The 21,441-nt window shown below is 73.5% G+C and carries 17 protein-coding genes; all 17 read left to right on the forward strand.

What is annotated here, in order from left to right; translation table 11 throughout:
• Positions 1–40: 40 nt before the first annotated feature.
• The 17 genes from ACGFU6_RS32470 to ACGFU6_RS32550 all read left to right on the forward strand — a co-directional run bounded on the left by ACGFU6_RS32470 (position 41) and on the right by ACGFU6_RS32550 (position 21,408).
• The gene (locus ACGFU6_RS32470) at positions 41–1,306 is read left to right on the forward strand and encodes a tryptophan 2,3-dioxygenase (RefSeq protein ID WP_393616156.1); all 1,266 of its coding nucleotides are present in this window, start codon (positions 41–43) and stop codon (positions 1,304–1,306) included.
• Positions 1,307–1,339: 33 nt separating this feature from the next.
• Complete coding sequence (locus ACGFU6_RS32475; protein ID WP_393616157.1) at positions 1,340–2,200, forward strand: hypothetical protein; 861 nt, start codon at positions 1,340–1,342, stop codon at positions 2,198–2,200.
• A 19-nt stretch (positions 2,201–2,219) separates the two neighbouring features.
• On the forward strand, positions 2,220–2,516 hold the full coding sequence (locus tag ACGFU6_RS32480; RefSeq protein WP_393616158.1) for a phosphopantetheine-binding protein: 297 nt from the start codon (positions 2,220–2,222) through the stop codon (positions 2,514–2,516).
• Positions 2,513–6,877 carry an amino acid adenylation domain-containing protein gene (locus ACGFU6_RS32485; protein WP_393616159.1) on the forward strand — a complete coding sequence of 1,455 codons (4,365 nt, stop codon included), beginning with the start codon at positions 2,513–2,515 and terminating at the stop codon, positions 6,875–6,877. The genes ACGFU6_RS32480 and ACGFU6_RS32485 overlap by 4 nt, the downstream gene beginning before the upstream one ends.
• Positions 6,874–8,157 (forward strand): hypothetical protein, encoded by a 1,284-nt coding sequence (locus ACGFU6_RS32490; protein ID WP_393616160.1) that lies wholly within the window; start codon positions 6,874–6,876, stop codon positions 8,155–8,157. The genes ACGFU6_RS32485 and ACGFU6_RS32490 overlap by 4 nt, the downstream gene beginning before the upstream one ends.
• Positions 8,158–8,203: 46 nt before the next feature.
• Positions 8,204–9,274 (forward strand): SAM-dependent methyltransferase, encoded by a 1,071-nt coding sequence (locus tag ACGFU6_RS32495; RefSeq protein WP_393616161.1) that lies wholly within the window; start codon positions 8,204–8,206, stop codon positions 9,272–9,274.
• Positions 9,274–10,644, forward strand: a complete 1,371-nt coding sequence (locus tag ACGFU6_RS32500) for an MFS transporter (RefSeq protein WP_393616162.1) — start codon at positions 9,274–9,276, stop codon at positions 10,642–10,644. Before ACGFU6_RS32495 ends, ACGFU6_RS32500 begins: the two co-directional genes overlap by 1 nt.
• 52 nt (positions 10,645–10,696) lie before the next feature.
• Entirely contained in the window at positions 10,697–11,437 is a 741-nt protein-coding gene (locus ACGFU6_RS32505; protein WP_393616163.1) for a GNAT family N-acetyltransferase, read from the forward strand.
• 26 nt (positions 11,438–11,463) lie between these two features.
• Positions 11,464–12,753 carry an ATP-grasp domain-containing protein gene (locus tag ACGFU6_RS32510; protein ID WP_393616164.1) on the forward strand — a complete coding sequence of 430 codons (1,290 nt, stop codon included), beginning with the start codon at positions 11,464–11,466 and terminating at the stop codon, positions 12,751–12,753.
• 103 nt (positions 12,754–12,856) lie between these two features.
• The gene (locus ACGFU6_RS32515; RefSeq protein ID WP_393616165.1) at positions 12,857–13,228 is read left to right on the forward strand and encodes a cupin domain-containing protein; all 372 of its coding nucleotides are present in this window, start codon (positions 12,857–12,859) and stop codon (positions 13,226–13,228) included.
• Positions 13,225–14,253 (forward strand): pyridoxal phosphate-dependent aminotransferase, encoded by a 1,029-nt coding sequence (locus ACGFU6_RS32520; protein WP_393616166.1) that lies wholly within the window; start codon positions 13,225–13,227, stop codon positions 14,251–14,253. The genes ACGFU6_RS32515 and ACGFU6_RS32520 overlap by 4 nt, the downstream gene beginning before the upstream one ends.
• Before the next feature lie 28 nt (positions 14,254–14,281).
• Complete coding sequence (locus ACGFU6_RS32525) at positions 14,282–14,971, forward strand: GNAT family N-acetyltransferase (protein WP_393616167.1); 690 nt, start codon at positions 14,282–14,284, stop codon at positions 14,969–14,971.
• A gap of 39 nt (positions 14,972–15,010) precedes the next feature.
• Entirely contained in the window at positions 15,011–16,423 is a 1,413-nt protein-coding gene (locus ACGFU6_RS32530; protein ID WP_393616168.1) for a KamA family radical SAM protein, read from the forward strand.
• Positions 16,420–17,499 (forward strand): L-erythro-3,5-diaminohexanoate dehydrogenase, encoded by a 1,080-nt coding sequence (locus ACGFU6_RS32535; protein ID WP_393616169.1) that lies wholly within the window; start codon positions 16,420–16,422, stop codon positions 17,497–17,499. Before ACGFU6_RS32530 ends, ACGFU6_RS32535 begins: the two co-directional genes overlap by 4 nt.
• The gene (locus tag ACGFU6_RS32540; protein ID WP_393616170.1) at positions 17,496–19,079 is read left to right on the forward strand and encodes a lysine 5,6-aminomutase subunit alpha; all 1,584 of its coding nucleotides are present in this window, start codon (positions 17,496–17,498) and stop codon (positions 19,077–19,079) included. Before ACGFU6_RS32535 ends, ACGFU6_RS32540 begins: the two co-directional genes overlap by 4 nt.
• Positions 19,076–19,894 (forward strand): OAM dimerization domain-containing protein, encoded by an 819-nt coding sequence (locus tag ACGFU6_RS32545; protein WP_393616171.1) that lies wholly within the window; start codon positions 19,076–19,078, stop codon positions 19,892–19,894. The genes ACGFU6_RS32540 and ACGFU6_RS32545 overlap by 4 nt, the downstream gene beginning before the upstream one ends.
• The gene (locus tag ACGFU6_RS32550; RefSeq protein ID WP_393616172.1) at positions 19,891–21,408 is read left to right on the forward strand and encodes an amino acid adenylation domain-containing protein; all 1,518 of its coding nucleotides are present in this window, start codon (positions 19,891–19,893) and stop codon (positions 21,406–21,408) included. The genes ACGFU6_RS32545 and ACGFU6_RS32550 overlap by 4 nt, the downstream gene beginning before the upstream one ends.
• Positions 21,409–21,441: the final 33 nt, after the last annotated feature.

The following is a 21,441-nucleotide window of genomic DNA, read 5'->3' on the forward strand; positions in this document are numbered from 1 at the left end:
GCCTCGAATCATCCATCGCCGGGGCCCAAGGAGAATCGAGATGGAAGAAACCGACGCACCGCTGTCGCACGGACTCTCCGACTGGTGCAGTTCCGGAGGGGCGGGGGACTTCCCGTACGCCGGCGTCATCGACCGGCTGCGAGCCGTGGGCAAGCACTTCCTCGACGAGGAGCTCCTGACGCTGCTCTCGGAGTGCCGCACCGTGTTCACCGAGGCGTCCCGCGGCGGCGAAGGCATCCCGGACACCTTCGTCGGGCCCTTCCTCGACGTCCTCCTGGACAAGTTCGACGACCGTTACGACTACCCCAGCTACACGGCGCTGGCGCTGTTGCGGCGGGGCGCGCCCGGCAGCCGGTCGGGCTGGGAGGTGCTGCGCCGGCACCGCGACCGCACGGTGCTGATGCTGCTCGCCGACCTGATCGGCTTCGAACGCGACGCGCTGGAGGGCACCCCGCACGACCCGCAGGGGATGCTCCCGGGCGAACTGCTCCTGAACAAGCGGCTGCGGCTCGCGGCCAGGGTCATGGAACCGGCCGCGCTGCGTGTGCTGGACGGGGCCGTCGACCCCGTCGTCGTCGCCGCGACACCGGGCCGCACTCCGGCCGGCGAGCTCGCGGACGCCGTGCTGGCCACCGTCACCGCCCGGGAACGGCTGATGCTGCGCACCAGCCTCCAGCCCGTGTACGTCCTGCACGACGAGTACCTGTTCCTGCGCGTGCTCCAGTCCTTCGAGACCACCTTCGCCTTCATGTCGGCCACGCTGGACGAGGCGGTGCGCACCCTGCGCGGCGAACAGCCGGGCGACGCCGCCGCGTTGGTCGCCGCGGTCACCGACGTACTGCGCGAGTCGCTGCCGCTGTTCTCGTTGCTCGCCACCATGCAGCCCGAGTCGTTCCAGGTGTTCCGGCAGTTCACGGAGGGTGCGAGCGCCATCCAGTCCGAGGGCTACAAGACCTTCGAGTCGTACTGCTCCACCCCGGCTCGAGCGAGGCTGGACTCGTTCGCGTTCCTCTCGGTTCCTGACGTGCGCAGCGAAGTGCTGGCCGGCCGGGAGACGGTCCAGGGCACCTGGGAGAACGTGATCTCCAGTGGATGGCTTCCGGAGCGGGACGCCGCGGTCCTGCGGGCTGCCGCCCTGCAGCTGGAGGGGGTGCACCAGAGGTGGAAGCAGACCCACTACCGGCTGGCCGTACGGATGATCGGCACCAGGAGCGGCACCGGTTCCACGGAGGGCGTGCCCTATCTGGCGTCGGTGATCTCCCAGCGGCTGTTCCCCGCCATGGAACAGCAGCCGGCCGTCGGCTGACCACGATCAGCGAACCGGAGGACACCGAAGCTCATGAGCAAGAGAGCCACAACCGGACGGCCGGGTACCGCCCGCCGCGCACTGAACCCGGATGCCGCGGATCCGCAGCTCGTCTACGAGTACGACCGGGGCAGCAACTACGAGCAGGACACCCGGCTCACCACGGCGCTGTCCGCCCTCCTCCCGGAGGACCAGCTCGTCCACCCCGACCAGCGGCTGTTCCAGTCCGTGCACCTGATCACCGAGTACGCGTGGGCCGCGATGCACTTCGAGATGGGCCGCGCGGTGACCCTGCTGGACGACGGCGACCCGCTGCTGGCCGCGCAGGTGCTGGAGCGTGCCGCCTCGCTGGGCCGCATACCGGTGCAGGCGCTGGACACCCTGGTGGAATTCCTGCCGCAGACCGGCCTGCTCACCATGCGTGACACCTTCCCCGAGAACACCACGGGGCTGGACTCCCCCGGGGCGCGCAATCTGCGCCGCGCGGCGCCGCCCCTGTGGCGGGCCTTCACCCGGGCGCTGGAGCGCGCCGGTCTCACCTCGGAGGACCTGATCACGGCGCAGGGCAGGCTCGCGGCGCCGGCCGGGGACGAGCGGATCGCGGCCGATCTCGCGCTGGTGCGGCAGGGCCTGATCCGGCTGGACGGGGCCGTCGCGGACTGGAAGCAGCTCCATCTGCGCATGGTGTGGGGCCAGTTGGGCGGGCACCCCGAGGCCGAGCCGCACTCCGTGGCCGGCGGGAGCTGCCCCGTACTGCCCACGAGTCTGCGCGGGGAGTCCACCGTCAGCCTCGTCCGGATGTCCGAGCGCACCCTCTTTCCCCAGCTCTGGGACGCCGTGGATGCCACCTACCGCCGTTTCGTCCCTCCCGTCCCCGCCGACGCGGCGTCCTGACCACGTAAGGAGTCTCCCCATGACATCGGCGCTTCCCACCGACGGTGCGACGAGCGAGCTGGCGTCGCTGGTGCGCACCGCCTGGACCGAGAGCCTGGGCCACGACGAGTTCGACGACGAGGAGAACTTCTTCCTGGTCGGCGGTCACTCGATGTGCGCGCTGCGGATCGTGCGCACGCTCAAGCGGGAGCTGGGGACGTCCCTGACGGTACGCCAGTTCTTCGCGCACCCGACCGTGACCGAGCTGGCCGCCTTCCTCGCCGGGGCCGTCCCGGTCAGCGGTGACCCCGGGACGCGTGCGGGGGCCGGGGCGTGAGCGCGGCCTCCTCCGCACAGCTGGAGATCTGGCTGGCGGACCGCTGTGAGCCCGAGTCCGGCCGTTACAACATCCCCGTCTGCCTGGAGTTCCGCGGCGACCTCGACGACCGGGCGCTGCGCGCGGCCCTGGCCGATGTGCTGGAGCGCCACCCCGCGCCGGCCGGACGGTTCGAAACGGTGCGGGGCACGCTGCGCCACACCGCGGAGCCCGGTGTGGCGGCGCCGCTGCACATCGCCGTGCGTCCCGGCGGGTACGACCGCGAGGCGGCGCTCGCCGACGCCGCCCGGGCCTCGGCCCGCCCGCTGGCCCCGGGCACCGCGCCGCTGCTGCGGGTCGAGGCGCTCCGGTTCGACGACGGGGCCCTGGTCACGGTGACGGTGCATCACCTCGTGGCGGACGGCCGGTCCGCCGAGGTGCTCGCCGAGGACCTGATCACCGCCTACCGGGCCCGGCACGCGGGCCGCGACCCCCGCTTCGTGCCGGTGCCCGTGCCCGAGCCGCAGCCTGCGGCGACGGCCCCCGACCCGTACTGGACGACGCTGCTGGACGGCGAGCCCGCGCGGCTGGCCCCGTTGCCGGACCGGTTGCGTGCCGAGGACACGATGCTCGGCCCGGCGGGCTGGACCGAGCGCGAGCTGGACAGCGGCAGGCTCGCCGAGGTGCGTTCGCTCGCCGCCCGCGAGGGTGTCAGCCCGGCGATGGTCCTGCTCGCGGTGTGGAGCCTGCTGCTGCACGCCTGGTCCGGGGAGGACGACGGTGTGCTCGGCATGCCGTTCGCCGGGCGGCACGAGGCGGGCCAGGACAATGCCGTCGGCCTGTTCACCCGGGTCCTGCCCGTGCGTTCCGTGCACGAGGCGGCCCGCCCCTTCGCGGACTACGCGGCCGCGCTCGGCGAGCAGGTCCTCCAGTCCATGGAGGCCCACGCGGATTCGGGCGACCTGCCTCCCGGCAGCGCCCCCGCCCACTCGGCGGTCTTCCTGCACCAGCCGCAGCCCGCATCAGCCTGGCGGGTACCGGATGCCGAGGTGCGGCTGCTGCATCCGGAGAGCGCGGGAGCCAAGTACGACCTGGCGTTCGCGGCCGTGGAGGCCCCGGACCGGCTCGTGCTGCGCATCGACTACGACCAGGACCTGTACGCGCCCGCCACGGCCGAGCTGATGACGGAGCAGATCGACCGGATGCTGGCGGTGGCGTCCCGGCCGGGCATCACCTGCCGGGGGCTGCTGGCCTCTCTCGCGGCGGCGCCGCACGCCGGCGCCCCGAGCACACCGGTGGCCTCGGCCACCGTGCCGGAGCTGGTGCTGGAGCAGGCGCGCCGCGCCCCCGGCGCCCCCGCCGTCGTGCACAACGGGACCCGGCTGAGCTATGGCGAACTGGTGCGGGACGCGGTGCGGATGGCGCACTGGCTGCGTATCCAGGGGGTGCGCACCGACGATGTCGTAGCGCTCCTGCTGCGTCCGGGCCCGCACACCGTCACCGCCATGCTCGCGGTGGGGCTGGCCGGGGCCGCGTACCTGCCGCTCGACCCCGCCTACCCCGACGCCCAGCTGGAGCTGGTGGTCTCCGACGCCCGCCCCCGGCTCCTGATCGCCGAGGCGGGCGAGGAGCACCGGGTCACCGGGCTGCCCGTGCACACCCCGGAGGCGGTCCGGGCGGCGGCCAGGCCGCTGCCGGTGTCGGCGCCGCACACCTCGGCCGGGCCGGAGACGGCCTTCAACGTGCTCTACACCTCCGGCTCCACGGGCCGTCCCAAGGGGGTCGTGCTGCCGCACGGCGGGGTGCTGCGGATGATGCACCGCCCCGAATTCGTGCCGCTGGGCCCCGACGACACCGTCTCGCACCTGTCCCCCCTGAACTTCGACGGTGCGACGTACGAGATCTGGGGCGCGCTGACGCACGGCGCGAAGCTGGTCGTGCTCGACAAGGAACTCGTCCTCAGCCCACGCGAGCTGCGCACCGCGGTCCGCGCGCACGGGGTGACCACCCTGCTGGTCACCACTCCGCTGCTGAACCGGCTGATCGAGGACACCCCCGACCTGCTCCAGTCGCTGCGCCGCGTCTACTTCGGCGGCGAGATCATCTCCGTACCGCACATCCGCAAGGCCCTGCGCTGGGCGCGTCCGGGCACGCTGCTGCACAGCTACGGGCCGACGGAGAACTCCTTCACCTCCTCCTGGCACCCCATCGAGGAGGTGCCGCAGGGCGCGCGCACCGTGCCGATCGGCCGTGCGGTGCCGGGCACCCGGCTCCATGTGGTCCTGGAGGGCACGCTGGTCCCCGCGCCGGTGTACGTGCCCGGTGAGCTGGTGCTCGGCGGCTCGGGCGTGGCCCGGGGCTATCTCGGTGATCCGCGCGGCACCGCGCAGCGGTTCGTGCCCGATCCCTTCGGCGACGAGCCGGGGGCGCGGCTGTACCGCACCGGGGACCGGGTGCGGTGGGCGGCCGACGGGCAGCTGGAGTTCATCGGCCGCGCCGACAACCAGGTCAAGATCCGCAGTCAGCGGGTCGAGCTGGGCGAGGTCGAGGCGGCTCTGCGCGCACACCCGCAGGTGCGGGGGGCGTTCGTCACGACCCGGATCAACGACGCCGGCGAGAAGCAGATCGTCGGTTACACGGTCCTTGACCGTCCGTCGGCGCTGGAGAGCGTACGGAACCATCTGCGCGCCGTACTGCCCCGGTTCGCCGTGCCCTCGCACCTGCTGGCACTCGGTGAGCTGCCGCTGACCCCGAACGGCAAGATCGACCGCAAGCGGCTGCCCGCACCACCGGACGCGGCGACGCCGTCGCCGGTCGCTCAGTCCGTGGCACCGGTCGCTCCGCCGCAGGAGCCGGCGGGTGGCGTCACCGGTGCGGTGCTGAAGGCCTGGCGGAAGGTGCTGCCGGGCCGCGTCTTCGACCGGGAGACCAACTTCTTCGACGCGGGCGGCCACTCGCTGCTGCTGGTCAAGCTCCAGGACGCGTTGCTGGAGACCACCGGCACCGCCCCGTCCGTCTCCGAACTGATGCGGTTCACCAGCGTCCGCTCGCAGGCCCGGCTCATCGGCGGCGCGAGCGCCGACGAGGAGCTCGGCGAGCGGGAACGGGCACCGCGTGCGACGGTCCGCGAACAGGACGACGCGATCGCCGTGATCGGGATGGGCGCCCGGTTCGCCGGCGCCCCCGACCTGGCGGCCTACTGGGACAATCTGGCGGCGGGCCGCGACTGCTTCACCGAGGGCCCCGGGCCTTTGGTGACCGAACGGGGCGACGGCACCCGCCGCGTGGCCCGCTGGGGGATGCTCGCCGACGGCCCGGGGTACGACGCCGGGCTGCTCGGGCTCACCGCCGACGACGTCGAATCGGGCGACCCCCAGCACGGTGTGCTGCACGAGGTGCTGTGGGCAGCCGTCGAGGACGCGTCGCTGCGGTTGTCCGACATCGCGCACCGCACCAGCCTGTACGCGGGCTGCCCCCGGCTCGCCCACACCGACGGCGAGGCCCGCGTCGACGACGTGGTCAGCGTCGACCCGACGTTCGTGGCGTCCCGCTTCGCGTATCTGCACGACCTGTGGGGCGAGGCACTGCTGCTCGACACCGCCTGCTCCACCGGGCTGTACGCCGTGCACCTGGCCGCGCGGGCGCTGCTGCGCCACGAGAGCGACTACGCGCTGGCCGGGGCCGTCTCGCTCGACGGCGAGTCCGACGGTTCGTACGTCTACCGGCCCGGCCTGCTGTACGCCGACGACGGGGTCTGCCGCCCCTTCGACCGGCGGGCCTCGGGCACCGTCGGCGGGTTCGGGGCGGGGGCGCTGCTGCTGCGCCGGCTCTCCGACGCCGAGCGGGACGGTGACCCGGTCCACGCGGTGATCCGGGGCAGCGCGGTCAACAACGACGGCCGCGAGCGCGTCGGCTACTCGGCCCCCGGGATCGAGGGGCAGGCCCGGGTGATCCGCCGGGCCGTCGCCGCCGCCGGGGTCACCGGGGCCGACATCGGTTACGTGGAGGCCCACGGGACCGGCACCCGGCTCGGCGACGCGATCGAGGCCACCGCGCTCGGCGCGGCGCTGGGCACCTCGGGCCCGCAGGTGGCCGTCGGCTCCGTGAAGGCGTCCATCGGGCACTGCAACACGGCCGCGGGGATCGCCGGGCTCATCAAGACGGTGCTCGCCGTGCACCACGGAGTGCTCCCCGCGACGCCCCATGTGAGCGAACCCATCGACGAACTCACCGGGCAGGGCGGCCGGTTCGCCCTGCTGACGGAGGGACGGGCCTGGGACACCCCGGCCGGACGGCCGCGCACGGCGGGGGTGAGCTCGTTCGGGGTGGGTGGCACGAACGCCCATGTGGTCGTGCAGGAACACGTACGGGAGAGGGTGTGAGCACCGCGATGGAGACAACGTTTCCGGCAGGCCCCGGGGCGCCGCGGGTACTGGCGGTATCCGCCCGGGACGAGCGGACCGCGGCGGCGGCGGCCGTCCGGCTCGCGGACCGGCTGGCGGCGGACCCGTCACTGGACCCCGACGACGTGGCCCTCACCCTCGCGCACGGGCGGGAGCGGTTCGCCGTCCGGCACGCGGTGACCGGGACGAGCGTCGCCGGACTGGCCGACGCGCTGCGGGAGTCGGCGGCGCGCCCGCGCCGGGCGGCTCCGGTGCCCGGCCTGGTCCTCGACCTCGGTGACGGGTCGGCCCCGCTCGGCACTCCCCCGCTGGCGCAGGCCGTCGAGGCGTCCGCCACCGCCGGGGACCTCGGTCTGCCGCAGGCCGCCGAAACGGCGGCGGTGCTGTACGGCACGGCGTCCTGGCTGGCCGCGCACGGGGTGCGTCCGGACGTGGTCCTCGGCCGGGGGCCGGCGGCCGCCGCCGCGTCGGCGCTGCGCGGTGAACTGTCCCTCCCCGACGCGCTGCGGGCGGCGGCGACAGCCACCGCAACCCCGCCGGCCAAGGGCCCTGAGGGGGAGGTGCTGGTGGTCCGCCTGGGTGCCGGCGCCACCGAAGCGGGTGTCCTGTGCCTCGACCCCCTGGATCCGGCCTCGTACGCGCGACTCTTCGCCACGCTGTGGGAGCGGGGCTTCGACGTGGACTGCACGCTGGGGCGCGGCGGGCGCCGGGTGCGGCTGCCCGGGTACCCCTTCCAGCGCTCCGGCTCCGTCACCGCGACGGTCCCGCCCGGACTGCGCCCGCTCACCCCGCACGAGCAGCGCTGGCTCTTCCACGACCTGGTGCGCTCGGGGAGCGCGGCCGAGCACACGCTGTGCGCGACGGCCATCCTGCCCGGTCCGGTGCCCGGCGCCCCGGCCGCCGACGCCGCACTGGCCGCGCTCCAGGACCGTCACCCGGACCTGCGCACCGTCTTCACCCGGTCGGGCGGCCGCTGGTTCGCCCGCGTCTCCGGCCGGCCGGTGCCGGTGACGGTGCTCGCCCCGGACAGCGGTGCCGCCCCGGCCGGCCGTGTGCGGGCCGCCGCCGCGGAGGACACGTTCGCCGCGGCGGACGTCCCGCTGGTCCGCTGTGCCCTCGCCCCTGCGGGTGACGGCTGGGCGGTGGCGCTGGCCGTCTACGCCCCGGTCGCCGGTTCCTCGTCCGCCGACGAGCTGCTCGCCGATTGGTGCGAGCTCGCCGGGACGCCGCTCCGGCCGGCCGCCGCCGCGCACACCTGATCCCTGAACCCCCGTACCCGTACCCGTACTCACGAAAGGAACCGCCATGAAAACCGCCCAGGACCTCACCGCCGCGGTGCCCGTTCCAGCCGACTGGGCCGGGGCCGCGCCCGCGCCGATCGGCGTGGACCAGGCCTTCAACGGCTATGTCGCCGGCACCGTCATCAACGCCCTCGACCGGCTCGGGGTCTGGGACCGGCTGGCCGTCGACCCGCTGCTCGACCTGCGCGTCCTCGTCGCCGAGACCGGCCCCGCCGTCCGCGAGCGGGAGCTGCGCGAGGTGGTCCGGGCCGCGGCGACCTGTGGCTGGGTCCGGCTCCAGAACGACGGCCACACCGCGCTGCTGACCACAGCCGGCCAGGAGGTCATCCGCATGCGCGGGTACTTCACCTGGGGCGTCGGCGGATACAACGAGGTCTTCGCGCAGGCCCACCGCATCGTGGCCGGCGAGGCCGAGTTCGGCACCGACGTGCTGCGCGACGAGGCGATGGTGGCGCTCGGCTCCGGTCAGAACGACCGCTCCTTCATGGCCGGCACCCTGAACTCGGTCCTGGCCGATGTGGACTTCTCCGTCCTCGCCGACCTCGGCAGCGGCATCTCCGCACGCGTCTCGCGGGTGGTCGGCGAGCGCCCCGGCACCCGGGGCCTCGGTCTGGACATCAGCGGTCCGGCCACTGACCTCGGCCACCGCACGATCGCCGAGGCGGGCCTGGCCGACCGGGTCCGGGCGATCCGGACGGACGTGCTGGACGTGTGCCACCGGGCCGCGCACCGCGAGACCCTCGCCGAGGTCGACACGGTGATGAGCTTCTTCCTGCTGCACGACCTGCTGGCAGACCCCGTCACCCGGCCGCACACCTTCACCCGGCTGCGTGAGGCGTTCCCGGCGGCCCGCACGTTCGTCTTCGCGGACACGATGCTGCGGCCGGACTCGCAGGACTCGGCGGCACTGCCGGTCTTCTCCCTCGGCTACGAGCTGGCCCACGCGCTCATGGGTGTGCCGCTGCACACCAAGGAGACGTACGAGGAGCTGTTCGCCGGAGCCGGTCTGGTTCCGCGCCGCGTCGTGCCGTTCGGCACCCCGCACTCGTGGCTGTACGTACTGGAGGCCCAGTGATGGCCAGTCCCCTCGCGACGCTGCGGGAGTTCTCCCCGCGCACCCGTGTCGTCCTCTGCGTCAACGCGCTCAACTCGTTCGGCGGCGGCCTGGTCCTGCCGTTCCTGTGGATCTACCTCAGTGAGGTGCGCGGCCTGCCCGCCTGGGTGCCCGCCGTGACGCTCGCGGTGCAGGCGGCCACGGCCGTGGCCGGCGGACTGCTGTGGGGCTCGCTGCTCGACCGGTTCCCGCCGCGCACCACGGTGCCCGTGGTGATGGCCGTCGCGGGCATCGGCACGGCGCTGTACGCGCAGGCGACCGGTGTGTACACCGCGCTGACCGCGGCCCTGGTGTACGGCTTCGGAATCAGCGGGGTCGGCACGGTGCTGCGCTACCTGTACGCGGGGGCCGCCTCCGCGCGGGAGCGGGGCCTTGCCTACTCCGCCGACTACGCGGTGTTCAACGCCATGACCGGGCTCGGGGTACTCGTCGGCGGTCTGGTGGCGTCCATGGACGCGGGCTCGCGCGCGGTCCGGTTCAGCGTGCTCTACCTGACGGACGGGGCTACGTTCCTGCTGGCCGGCGCGGCGCTGTTCTGGCTGCTGCCGAAGGTGGTCAAGGCGTCCGGGAAAGACGAGGAGGGCGCCGCCGGCAAGCGCCGGGCCGGCTACCGCGAGGTACTGACCCAGCGTCATATCGGGCTGCTGCTGGCCGCGCTGGCGGTCTGCTCGCTGGTCTCGTACGGGCAGTTCCGCTCGGGTCTGCCGGGCTATCTGACGCAGGGCGGGGCGCTCGGACCCGAGGGCATCTCCGGTGCCTTCGCCGTCAACATCCTGGTCGCGGTGGGCGCCCAGGTGCTGCTGGCCGACCGGATTCAGCGCATCCGCCGCAGCACGGTGTTCGCCGTCTCCGGCGCGGTGTGGGCCGTGGCCTGGGCGCTGGTCCTGGCCGCGGGGCTGCGGCACGGCGGCAGCGCGCTGGCGCTGGCCATGGCCGGGGTGGTGCTGCTCTCGGTGGGCGAGGCGCTGGTCTTCCCGGTAGTGACCTCGCTGCTGAACGACCTGGCGGCCGAGCACATCAGGGGCCGGGTCAACGCCGTGCTCTCGGTTGCCGTCTCGACCGGCTCCGTGGCCGGACCGGCGCTCGCCGGTGCCCTGCTGCCGTGGGCGGACGGCCTCGGCCTGATGGCGGCGCTGCTGGCCGGCTGTCTGGCGGTCGTCGCCGTGGCCGTGCGGCTGCGTACGGTGCTGGGCCCGGAGGCGGACCTGCCGACGCCGCAGGAGAAGGCGGCCGAAGCGGCGGACGATTCCGCGGCGGGCGCGCCGCCCGCGCCGGACACCGCCGCCGCCCCGCACGAGACCGCCGCCGAAGCGGCCACGGCCTCCGTGTGACGGTCCGGGCCGACCGGACTCCCGATACGAAGCAAGCGAGGTGCTGCCCATCATGAACAACTGGCCGCTCACCGGGATCAGCGTGCGCACATCGCGCGTCGAGCTGCGCTGGCCCACGCCCGAGGATCTCGACGCGCTCGCGGACCGGGCGACCGAGGGGGTGCACGCCCCCGGCTTCATGCCGTTCTTCTCGCAGTGGACGGACGGCACCCCCGAGGTGGTCGCCCGCCGCGTCCTCCAGCGCCACTGGCACGCCATGGCCACCTGGGCCCCCGAGGACTGGACGCTCTTCCTGGTCGTGGTCGCCGACGGCGAGGTGGTCGGCTCGCAGAGCCTGGGCGCCCGGGACTTCGGCGTCACCCGGGAGGTACTGCTGACGTCGTGGCTGACGCTGGGCCGGCAGGGCGAGGGCCTCGGCGGACACGCCAGGGCGGCCGCCCTGGAGCTGGCCTTCACCGGGCTCGGCGCCGACCAGGCGTTCTCCGTCGTACGGCGCGGCAACGACGCCTCCCAGGCCGTGTGCGCCAAGTTCGGCTTCGAGCACGACGGCAGCCAGATCAACGCGGTCCGCGGCGAACAGGTGGTCAGTGACCGGTTCCGGCTCTCCCGGCAGCGCTGGTCGGCCCGCCGTTCCATCGAGGCGGAGGTGGGCGGAACCGACGCCGCGCTGCCGCTGTTCGGTGTGACGGCCCCGGCCGCAGCCCGGAGCGCGGCCACCGTCCCCGGCGCCCCCGTGGCGAGCGTGCTCTCCGGAGTGCGGTACGCCGAGGAATCCGACCAGTCCGCCGCCTGACCGTACCCTGCCCCAAGGACGTGAACATGTCTGAGCATCCCGTCATCGCCGTCGTCTACGACCGGGGCTCCGCCTTCCTCCTGGACATCGTGGAGGGCCTGGCCTCCTTGGGCGATCCCGTCCTGGCCCTGTGGCCCGGCGACCATGGCGACGAGGTGGCGCCGCTGGCCCAGGAGCTGGCCCCGGTCGTCCGGCTGGACGCCACGGATCACGACGTGTCGGCCCGGCTGCTCGCCGCCCACGCCCCGGACGCCATCTTGACCTTCAGCGAGTCCAAGCTGTCGGTCACCGCCGAGATCGCCGGGCGGCTCGGCCTGCCGTACCACTCGCCGGCCACGGTGGAGCTGCTGCGCGACAAGTACGCGCAGCGCCGCCGGCTGCGGGAGCGGGGCGCCGACTCCGTGCGCTCGTTCAAGGTGCGCCGTCCGGGCGACTGGGCGCAGGCGCTGGCGGCCGTCGGACTGCCCGCCGTGCTCAAGCCGCAGACCGGCGAGGGCAGCCGCAGCACCCATCTGGTCGAGGACGCGGACCGGGGCGCCGCACTGGTCGCGGAGCTGCTGTCCGGGGCGGGCGGGGAGAACGCGCTGGTGCTGGAGGAGTATCTGCGGGGCCGGGACTGCGGCCCGCTGGGCGACCTCATCTCCGTGGAGTCGGCCGTGACCGGGGGCCGGGTCTCGCACTGGGCGGTGACCGGGAAGTTCCCGCTGGAGCCACCGTTCCGCGAGGTGGGGAACGTGCGCCCGGCGCCGCTCGCGGCGGCGGAACGTGCGGCGGCGCTGGATGTGGTGACCTCGGCCCTGCACGCACTGGAGATCACCACCGGCATTACCCACACCGAGCTGAAGCTGACCGCCGATGGCCCGAGGATCATCGAGGTCAACGGACGACTCGGCGGTTTCCAACCCCAACTAGCCAGTCTTTCGGGCGACTTCGACGCGGTCACGCTCGCCGGACGGGTGGCGCTCGGCGAGGACGTCTCAGAGGTGCGGGCCGATGAACGGCGGGTGGTGTTCACCCGGGCGGTGCCCCTGCCGCCCGGCGGCGGCACCTATGTCCGCGTGCACGGGCTGCGCGACGCGCTCGCCGTGGACGGTGTGGAGAAGATCGTCATCCCTTACCTGTCCGGAGCCCGGCTGCCCGTCGGAGTGCAGAGCGGCGAACTCGCCTGGGTGGAGGGCACAGCCACGGACTACGAATCGATGCGGCAGGTGATCCAGCGGGTGTTCTCGCTCCTCTCGTTCACGATCGCGGACCCGGACGGCGAACACCGCACCGTGACCCCGGAAGGCCTCGCCGCTCCGGTGCCCGTGGGGTGAGCCGCCGCGGGCCTGCCGCACGCGGTGCTCCAGCGCCGCTCGAGTGGCGTCCTCCACTCTGGTCACCGTTCACGGACCGGAGCCGGAAGAGGGAGTGGCCTGCGTGGCAACCGCTGAGATCCGCACCGACATCCCGCAGTTCCTGCCGGTGGCCGGCCACCACCAGCCGGCCCCCTTCTACCTCACCGCAGACATGTTCGGTGGTGTGCCGGTCCAGGTCGCGGGCGGGCCCATCGATCATCTGGTGGGCAGGCCCGTCGCCGATCCGCACCGGCACGAGGTGGCCGAGATCTACTTCCTCGTCTCACCCAGTCCGGGCGGCGCCCGCATCGAGGTGACCGTCGAGAACGAGACACACGAGTTGTCCTCCCCGGCGCTGCTGCATGTGCCGGCCGGTGCCGAGCACCGCTTCGTCACGCTGGAGGCTGAGCCCGGCAGTTACTGCTTCGGCATCCTGCTGGGAGACGCCGCATGACGGTCACCACCGTACGTACCGGTCCGGTGCGGCTGCATCTGAGCGAGAACGCCCACGGCGCCAGCCCACTGGCGCTGCTGGCCGCGCACGAGGCCCTCGACCCGGCTTCCGTCTACCCCGATCCGGCCCGCTCGGCGCCCGTACGCGCCATCGCGGAGCGGCTCGGCGTCGGGGAGCACCAGGTCGCCGTCGCCAACGGCAGCGACGAACTGGTGCTGCTGTCCGCGCTCGCACTCGGCGACCGCGACCGTCCCGGCCTCACCACCGCGGGCACCTTCCCCGGCTACCGCGTCTGCCTGGAGGCCGTGGGGCGCGGCTGCGAGGAGATCCCGCTCGACGGCGTCCGGGTGGACGCCGAAGCCGTCGCCGCCGCGATGGAGCGGGCGGGCATCGTCTACATCTGCCACCCGCACAACCCGACCGGCGCCGTTCTGGACCGCGACCGCATGGAGCTGCTGGTCGAGCGGGCGGCCGTGACCGGCACTCCCCTGGTGGTCGACGAGGCGTACCTGGAGTTCGCCCCGGCGGGCACTCCCCGGCTGCGCGACTACCTGGGCAGCGGTGCCCCGTTGCTGTCGCTGCGCACGTTCTCCAAGGCCTACGGGCTGGCCGCCCTGCGGATCGGTTACGCCGTGGGCAGCCCGGAGCTCGTCGCCCGGCTGCGCGAGGTCCAGGGCACGATGCCGTTCAGCGCGAACGCCGTCGCCCAGGCCGCCGCCGTGGCCGCGCTCGCGGACCGCGGCCATCTGGACGAGGTACGCCGGCAGAACGCGCTGCAACGGGCCTGGTTCCGAGGCGAACTGGAGCGCAGGGGGCGGCGGTCGCTGCCCTCGGCGACGAACTTCGTGACCGTACGGGTCTCCGACTCGGCCACAGCCGAACGGCTGCTGGAGCGGGACCATGACATTCTCGTCCGCGACGCCGGGCGTTTCGGATGTGCCGGATATCTGCGGGTCTCCCTCGGATCCGCCAAGGATCTGGTGCGGCTGATGGACGCCCTAGACCTGATCGACCCTGTCGGCTGACGGGCCGTACACCCCCATGGAGAACTCTGTGACGCACGCAGTCATCGTCAACGACCGGCAGCAGTACGCCCTGTGGCCGACCGGCAGCGGCCTGCCCGACGGCTGGCTCGCCACCGGCTGGACCGGCGGCGAACAGGCCTGTCTGGACCGGATCTCCGAGCTGTGGAAGGACGGCCGCCCCGCCGCGGTGCGCCGGGCGGTCGCCGAGGACGCCGCCCGTCCCGCCGTGCAGCTGCTGGTGACCCCGCGGCTGTGGCTGCGCGAGGTGCTGCCCGAGGAGGCCGAGCAGCTCACCGAGGGCGGCACGGCCGGGCTCGAATGGCTGGGCGGCACGCCCAGCGCGGAGACCCGGATCGCGGCGAAGATGCTCACCCGTGCCGCCGGCGCCGGAGTCCATGTGCCCGGCTGGGGCATGTACCTGCTGCTTCGGGCCGAGGACGTCGTGGTGGTCGGCGCGATGGGCTTCCACGGTCCGCCCGCCGACGGCTCGGCGGAGATCGGCTTCGACCTCACCGAGCAGGCCAGGGGCCAGGGTTACGCCACCGAGGCCCTGGGCGAGCTCGCCGCCTGGACCCTGCGGCAGAGCGGCCTCGACACGGTCGTCGCCACGACCACCGAGGACAACGTGACCTCGCAGCGCGTCATGGAGCGCGCGGGGTTCGAGCTCCAGCCCGAGCGCGACCAGGAAGGTCTGCTCGTCTACCGGCTCACCCGCTGAGCGGTCGTCCGCCAGTCCGCCCGAGGAATTCCGAGGAACATGGTGTCCCGTTCACTCCGTGCCGAGGCCGCCCTTGCGGACAGCCCCGTCGAAAGTCTCCCGCAGCCCTACGCCTACCGCCGTCACGAGGCGGTGGAACCCGACTGGCGCCGCTTCCCCGGCTGGCGCGACGTCACCGAGCGGGAATGGCGCGATGCCCAGTGGCAGCGCTCGCACTGCGTCAAGGGGGTCCGCGAGCTGCGCGCGGTGGCGGGCCCCGGTCTCGACGACGTGTTCTACGACGACGTCGAGGCGGACCAGCGCCACCACGCGACGATGTCGATCCTGCTGCCGCCGCACGTCCTGAACACGATCGCCCCGCACACCGAGGTGGAGACCGCCGCCTGGTACGAGGACCCGGTACGCCGCTACATGCTGCCGGTCGCCTCCGACCGGCATCCGCTGTGGCCGAGCCATCCGCTCGCCTCCCGCGACTCACTGCACGAGGCGGAGATGTGGGCGGTGGAGGGGCTGACCCACCGGTATCCGACCAAGGTGCTCGCCGAACTGGTGAGCACGTGCCCGCAGTACTGCGGGCACTGCACCCGGATGGATCTCGTCGGCACCTCCACTCCGCAGATAACCAAGTACCGCTTCGTGATGCGCCCCGCCGACCGGCTGGACCGCATGATCGACTACCTGCGGGCCACCCCGACGGTGCGGGACGTCGTCGTCTCGGGCGGCGACGTGGCCAACGTGCCCTGGCCCAGGCTCGCGTCGTTCGTCGGCCGGCTCCTGGAGATCGATTCGATCCGGGACATCAGGCTGGCCAGCAAGGGCCTGATCGGGCTGCCGCAGCACTGGCTCGCCCCGCAGGTCGTCGACGGGGTCGCGAAACTGTCCGCCGACGCCCGCGCGCGGGGGGTTTCGCTGGCCCTGCACACCCACGCCAACGCCGCCCAGCAGGTCACCCCGCTGGTCGCGGAGGCGTCCCGGGCCCTGCTCGACGCGGGCCTGCGCGACATACGCAACCAGGGCGTACTGCTCGACGGGGTCAACGGCACGACGGAGGGGCTGCTCGACCTGTGCTTCGCCCTGCTCGACTCCGCCGGGATCATGCCCTACTACTTCTACCTCTGCGACATGATCCCCGGCGCCGAGCACTGGCGGCTGCCGCTGGCGCGCGCCCAGGAACTGCAGCACTCACTGATGGGTTACCTGCCCGGGTTCGCGACCCCGCGGCTGGTCTGCGACGTGCCGTACGTCGGCAAGCGCTGGGTGGACCAGGTGGACGGCTACGACCGGGAGCGCGGCATATCGTCCTGGACGAAGAACTACCGCACCACCGTCGACCACGACGACCCGGCTGCGCTGGAGCGGGTGCACCACTACTACGACCCGGTGCACACACTGCCCCAAGCGGGCCGGGAGTGGTGGACGAGCGCACAGACACTGATCGGCGGGGCGTCATGACGAGCGCACCGGTGGACACCGCGTCCGCACTGGGGCTGCACCGGGTGCGCGAGCCCAAGGGTGTGCTGCCGCAGGCCGCCCTCCGGCTCGACACCGATCCCCGGCCGGCCCAGGACGAGGTCCGTATCGACGTCAGGTGTCTGAACCTGGACGCCGCGTCCTTCCGGCAACTGCGCGAGGAGCACGGCGGGGACGGCGACGCCGTGCGGGCGGCGGTGTGCGCACTCGTGCGGAACCGCGGCAAGATGCACAACCCGGTGACCGGGTCCGGCGGCATGCTGATCGGTACCGTCGCCGAGGTGGGGCCCGCCTCACCACTGGGTCTGCGCCCCGGCGACCGGGTGGCGACCCTGGTGTCACTGACCCTGACCCCGCTGGAGATCACGGACGGACTGCGCGACTGGGACGGGCTGAGCGAGCGGGTCCCGGCGCGCGGTCACGCCATCCTGTTCGGCCGCTCCGTCGCCGCCCCGCTGCCGGACGACCTCCCCGACGAACTGGCCCTGTCGGTGCTGGACGTGTGCGGCGCACCGGCGCTGACCGCGCGCCTCGTCGCCTCGTACGCGCAACGCGGCACCGCTCCCTCGGTGCTGGTGCTCGGCGCCGGCGGCAAGTCCGGCTCCCTGTCGCTCGCCGCCGCCCGCCGCGCCGGGGCGGGCCGGATCACCGGCGTGGTGCCCGGCTCCGCCGAGGAGACGGCCCTGACCGCCACCGGCCTCGCCGACGAGGTGATACGGGCGGACGCCCGGGACGCCGTCGCCCTGCACGCGCTGATCGAGAGCCGCGGCGGCCCCGCCGACGTGACGGTCGTCTGCACCGACGTGGCGGGGTGCGAGCACGCCGCGATCCTGGCCACACGGGACGGCGGCACCGTGGCGTTCTTCTCGATGGCCACGTCGTTCAGCACCGCCGCGCTCGGCGCCGAGGGACTGGCCCGCGATGTCACGCTGCTGATCGGCAACGGATACCAGCCCGGCCACAGCGCCCTGGCCCTGGATCTCGTGCGCGAGGAGCCGGGCGTACGCGCTCTGTTCGACCGGGTGCGGGCCCCCGCGGGCGACGGAGCCGGGCGGTGACCGCCCCCGCGCCGCCCGCCGAAGGCAAACTGGGCCTCGATCCGGGCACCGTCGCCCGCGCCCGCGCGCTGGCCGCCCGGGTCGGCCGCCCCGTCGTCGAGCTCGCCCGCTCCCACACCACCGTCTCCGTCGAGCGCGCCACCCTGCGCCTGGCCGGGCTCAACGGCGCCGACACCGAGGGCATCCCCTGGGTGAACCGGCTCGTCGACACCGTGGCCGACTCCGTCGGTCTGGAACACGGCGTCTGCCTGCCGGTCTGGGACGCGCTGCGCACCGGGCCGTACCACGACCTGACCGGCCTGGCGGCCCACGCCACCGCCCGTACCGTGCAGTTCCGCGTTCCCGAGGGCGAGGACGCCGAGCTGGCCGCCCGGGCGGCACACGACGCGGTCGCCCGGGGCCTGGCCGCCATCGACACCCGGCGCGCCGAACGGGAGCGGCTGGTCGGCGACCTGAGTGACCCGCCCTCTCCCTGGCTCTATCTGATCGTGGCGACCGGCGACATCTACGAGGACATCCGGCAGGCGCAGGCTGCGGCGCGCGGCGGCGCCGATGTGATCGCGGTGATCCGCTCGACGGGTCAGTCGCTGCTGGACTACGTGCCGCAGGGCGCGACCCGCGAGGGCTACGCCGGCACGTACGCCACCCAGGAGAACTTCCGGCTGATGCGGGCCGCGCTCGACGAGGTGTCGGCCGAGCTCGGCCGCTACGTACGGCTCACGAACTACGCGTCCGGCCTGTGCATGCCGGAGATCGCCGCACTGGCCGGTCTCGAACGCCTCGACATGATGCTCAACGACTCGATGTACGGAATCCTCTTCCGCGACATCAACCCGGTGCGCACCTTCGTCGACCAGCGCTTCTCCCGGCAGCTGCACGCCCGTGCCGGGATCGTCATCAACACCGGCGAGGACAACTACCTCACGACCGCGGACGCCGTGGACGCCGCCCACACGGTGACGGCGAGTCAGCTCCTGAACGAGTACTTCGCCAAGGAGGCGGGGCTGCCGGACGGGCAGCTCGGTCTCGGTCACGCCTTCGAGATCGACCCGGACCGGCCGGACTCGTTCCGTCTGGAGCTGGCGCACGCCATGCTGGCCCGGGAGCTGTTCCCCGACGCACCGCTGAAGTGGATGCCGCCGACCCGGCACATGACCGGTGACGTCTTCCGCGGCTATCTGCTCAACGGCTTCTTCAACCTCGCGGGCGCACTGACCGGACAGAACATCCTGCTGGTCGGGATGATGACCGAGGCCGTCGTCACACCGTTCCTGTCCGACCGCGACCTGGCGTTGCGCAACGTCCGCTACGTCCTCGGCTCGGCGGGTTCGCTCGCCGAGGACTTCCGCCCCGCGCCGGGCGGGTTCATCGCGAACCGCGCCCACCAGGTGCTCGGCGAGGCCGTGGACCTGCTGGAGAACATCTGCGACCGGGGGCTGCTGCACGCCATCGGGCAGGGCACGTTCGGCGGGATGCGGCGCCCCTCGGACGGCGGCCGGGGCTCCGACGGCGTCGTGGCGCGCGCACCCGGCTACCGCAATCCGGCCGCCGATCTCCTGGAAGGAAACGAGGGCGGATGAGCACCGATCCCAGCAACACCGCTTCCCCGTACGGCGACACGCGGCACGGCGGCGTCGTCCGCCCGTACGGCGACACCACCGACGACGGCATGGTGCAGCTGTCCTACACCCTGCCGCTGCCGCACGGCCCGCTGGCCGAGGGTGCCGCGCTGCAACTGGCCCGGCGCATGGGCATGGAACGCCCGATGGTCGTGCACAGCAAGGCGGTCGGCGGCAGCGACTTCAGCTTCTTCGTCGTGTACGGAGCCGTGACCCACTCCGTGGACCTCGACCGGATCGTGATCACCGAGCGCGGCTACCCCCTGCTGGCGGCCAAGGACGCCGACGCGGCGGTACGGGACAGGCTCGGCCGCAGACTCGTGGTCCTCGGCGCCTGCATCGGCACGGACGCGCACACCGTGGGGATCGACGCGATCCTCAACATCAAGGGCTTCGCCGGCGAGAAGGGCCTGGAGTACTACAAGCAGATGCGGGTCCTGAACCTGGGCGCACAGGTCCCGGTCGGTGATCTGGTGCGCCGGGCCCGCTCCGAGGGTGCCGACGCGGTCCTCGTCTCACAGGCCGTCACCCAGCGGGACGCCCACCTCACCAACGTCCGGGAGCTCAGCGCCGAACTGCGCGCCGAATTCGCCGAGCACGAACGGCCGCTGCTGGTGGTCGGCGGTCCCCGCTTCGATCCGGATGCGGCGGCGACGCTGGGCGCGGACCGGGTCTTCGGCCGGGGCACCACGCCGGGTGACGTCGCCAGCTACCTGGTGCACGCCCTGGCACCGGCTCCCGCCGTGTCCGCGGCCGTTCTGCAGGACGTCCGGTGACCGCCGACTCCGCCGGCCGCATCGACACCCGGTTCGCCGCGGTGGCGGCCCGCAACGCCGCCCGCACCGCCGTGTCCGACGCCGGGGGCGAGGTGAGTTACCTCGAACTGGACTGGCTGGCCGACGCCGTCGCGCGCCGCCTGGAGGACCGCACCGGGCCCGGCCGGCTGGTCGCACTGCGTGCCGCCCGGACCCGTTACGCCCCGGGAGCCGTCCTGGGCATTCTGCGTTCCGGCGCCGCGTACGTGCCCATCGACCCCGGCTACCCGGCCGCCCGTCAGGAGTACCTCCTGCGGGACTCGGGGTGCGAACTGGTCGTCTCGGACAGCGGGCTGCTGGACGGGGAGATCCCGGTCGCGAAGGCGGGCCCGTTCGTCCTGGCGGCCCGGACCGCGTCCGGGGCGGACGGAGGACCGGGCGGCCGGCGGGTTCCCGACGACACCGCCTACGTCATCCACACGTCCGGGTCCACCGGTGACCCCAAGGGCTGCGTCGTCGGACACGGTCAGGTGCTGGCCCTGCTGGACGCGGCGGTACCACTGCTGGGCACGGGCCCGGACGACGTGTGGACGCTGTTCCACTCGCTCAGCTTCGACTTCAGTGTGTGGGAGCTGTGGGGCCCGCTGCTGTACGGCGGCCGCTCGGTCGTCGTCGACCGTGAGACCGCCACGGAACCCCTTGAGTTCGCCCGTCTGCTCGCGAGCCGGGGCGTCACCGTCCTCAACCAGGTGCCCTCCGCCTTTCGCAACCTGGCCGCGGAGGCCATCGCCGAGAAGGTACGGCTGCCCGCGCTGCGCCGGGTCGTCTTCGGCGGCGAGGCGCTGATCCCCGCCGATGTGAGGCGCTGGTGGGCGGCCGGGATCGCCCCGGACGCCGAGCTGATCAACATGTACGGGATCACCGAGACCACGGTCCACGTCACGTACTGCCCGCTCACCCCTGCCGTTCTGGAGGGTGCGGCGCCCGGCCGTACGCCGCTGGGGCGTCCGCTGCCGCACCTGTCGGTCTCGCTGCGCGACGCCGGGGGCCGGCCCGTTCCGGCCGGGGAGCACGGCGAGATGTGGGTCGGCGGGAGCGGGGTCGGCAACGGCTACATGGGACGCCCGGAACTGACCGCGCAGCGCTTCGTCGACCCGGGTGACGGTTCCGGCCGGCACTACCGCAGCGGTGACTGGGCCGTGGCCGACGAGGACGGGCTGCTGTACTACGCGGGCCGTCAGGACGGCCAGGTCAAACTGCGGGGCTTCCGCATCGAGCTGGGCGAGATCGAGTCGGCGCTGCGCGCGGTGCCGGGTGTCTCGGGCGCGGCCTGTCTGGTGACGGACAGCCCCCACGGGGACCAGTCGCTCACCGCGTACGTCGTGGCGGAACGCGATGCCGTCCCGGCGGGCGCGGTCCGCGGGGCGCTCGCAGCGCGGCTGCCGGCCCACATGATGCCGCAGCGGATCCGCTACCTGGACCGGCTGCCGCTGACGCACAACGGCAAGCTGGACCGGGCCGCGCTGGCCGCTTAGCGCGCGCCCCTCGCGCCCCCTCGGGCCGCTCTG

It is taken from the genome of Streptomyces sp. NPDC048462 (assembly GCF_043200175.1).
Lineage (GTDB): Bacteria > Actinomycetota > Actinomycetes > Streptomycetales > Streptomycetaceae > Streptomyces.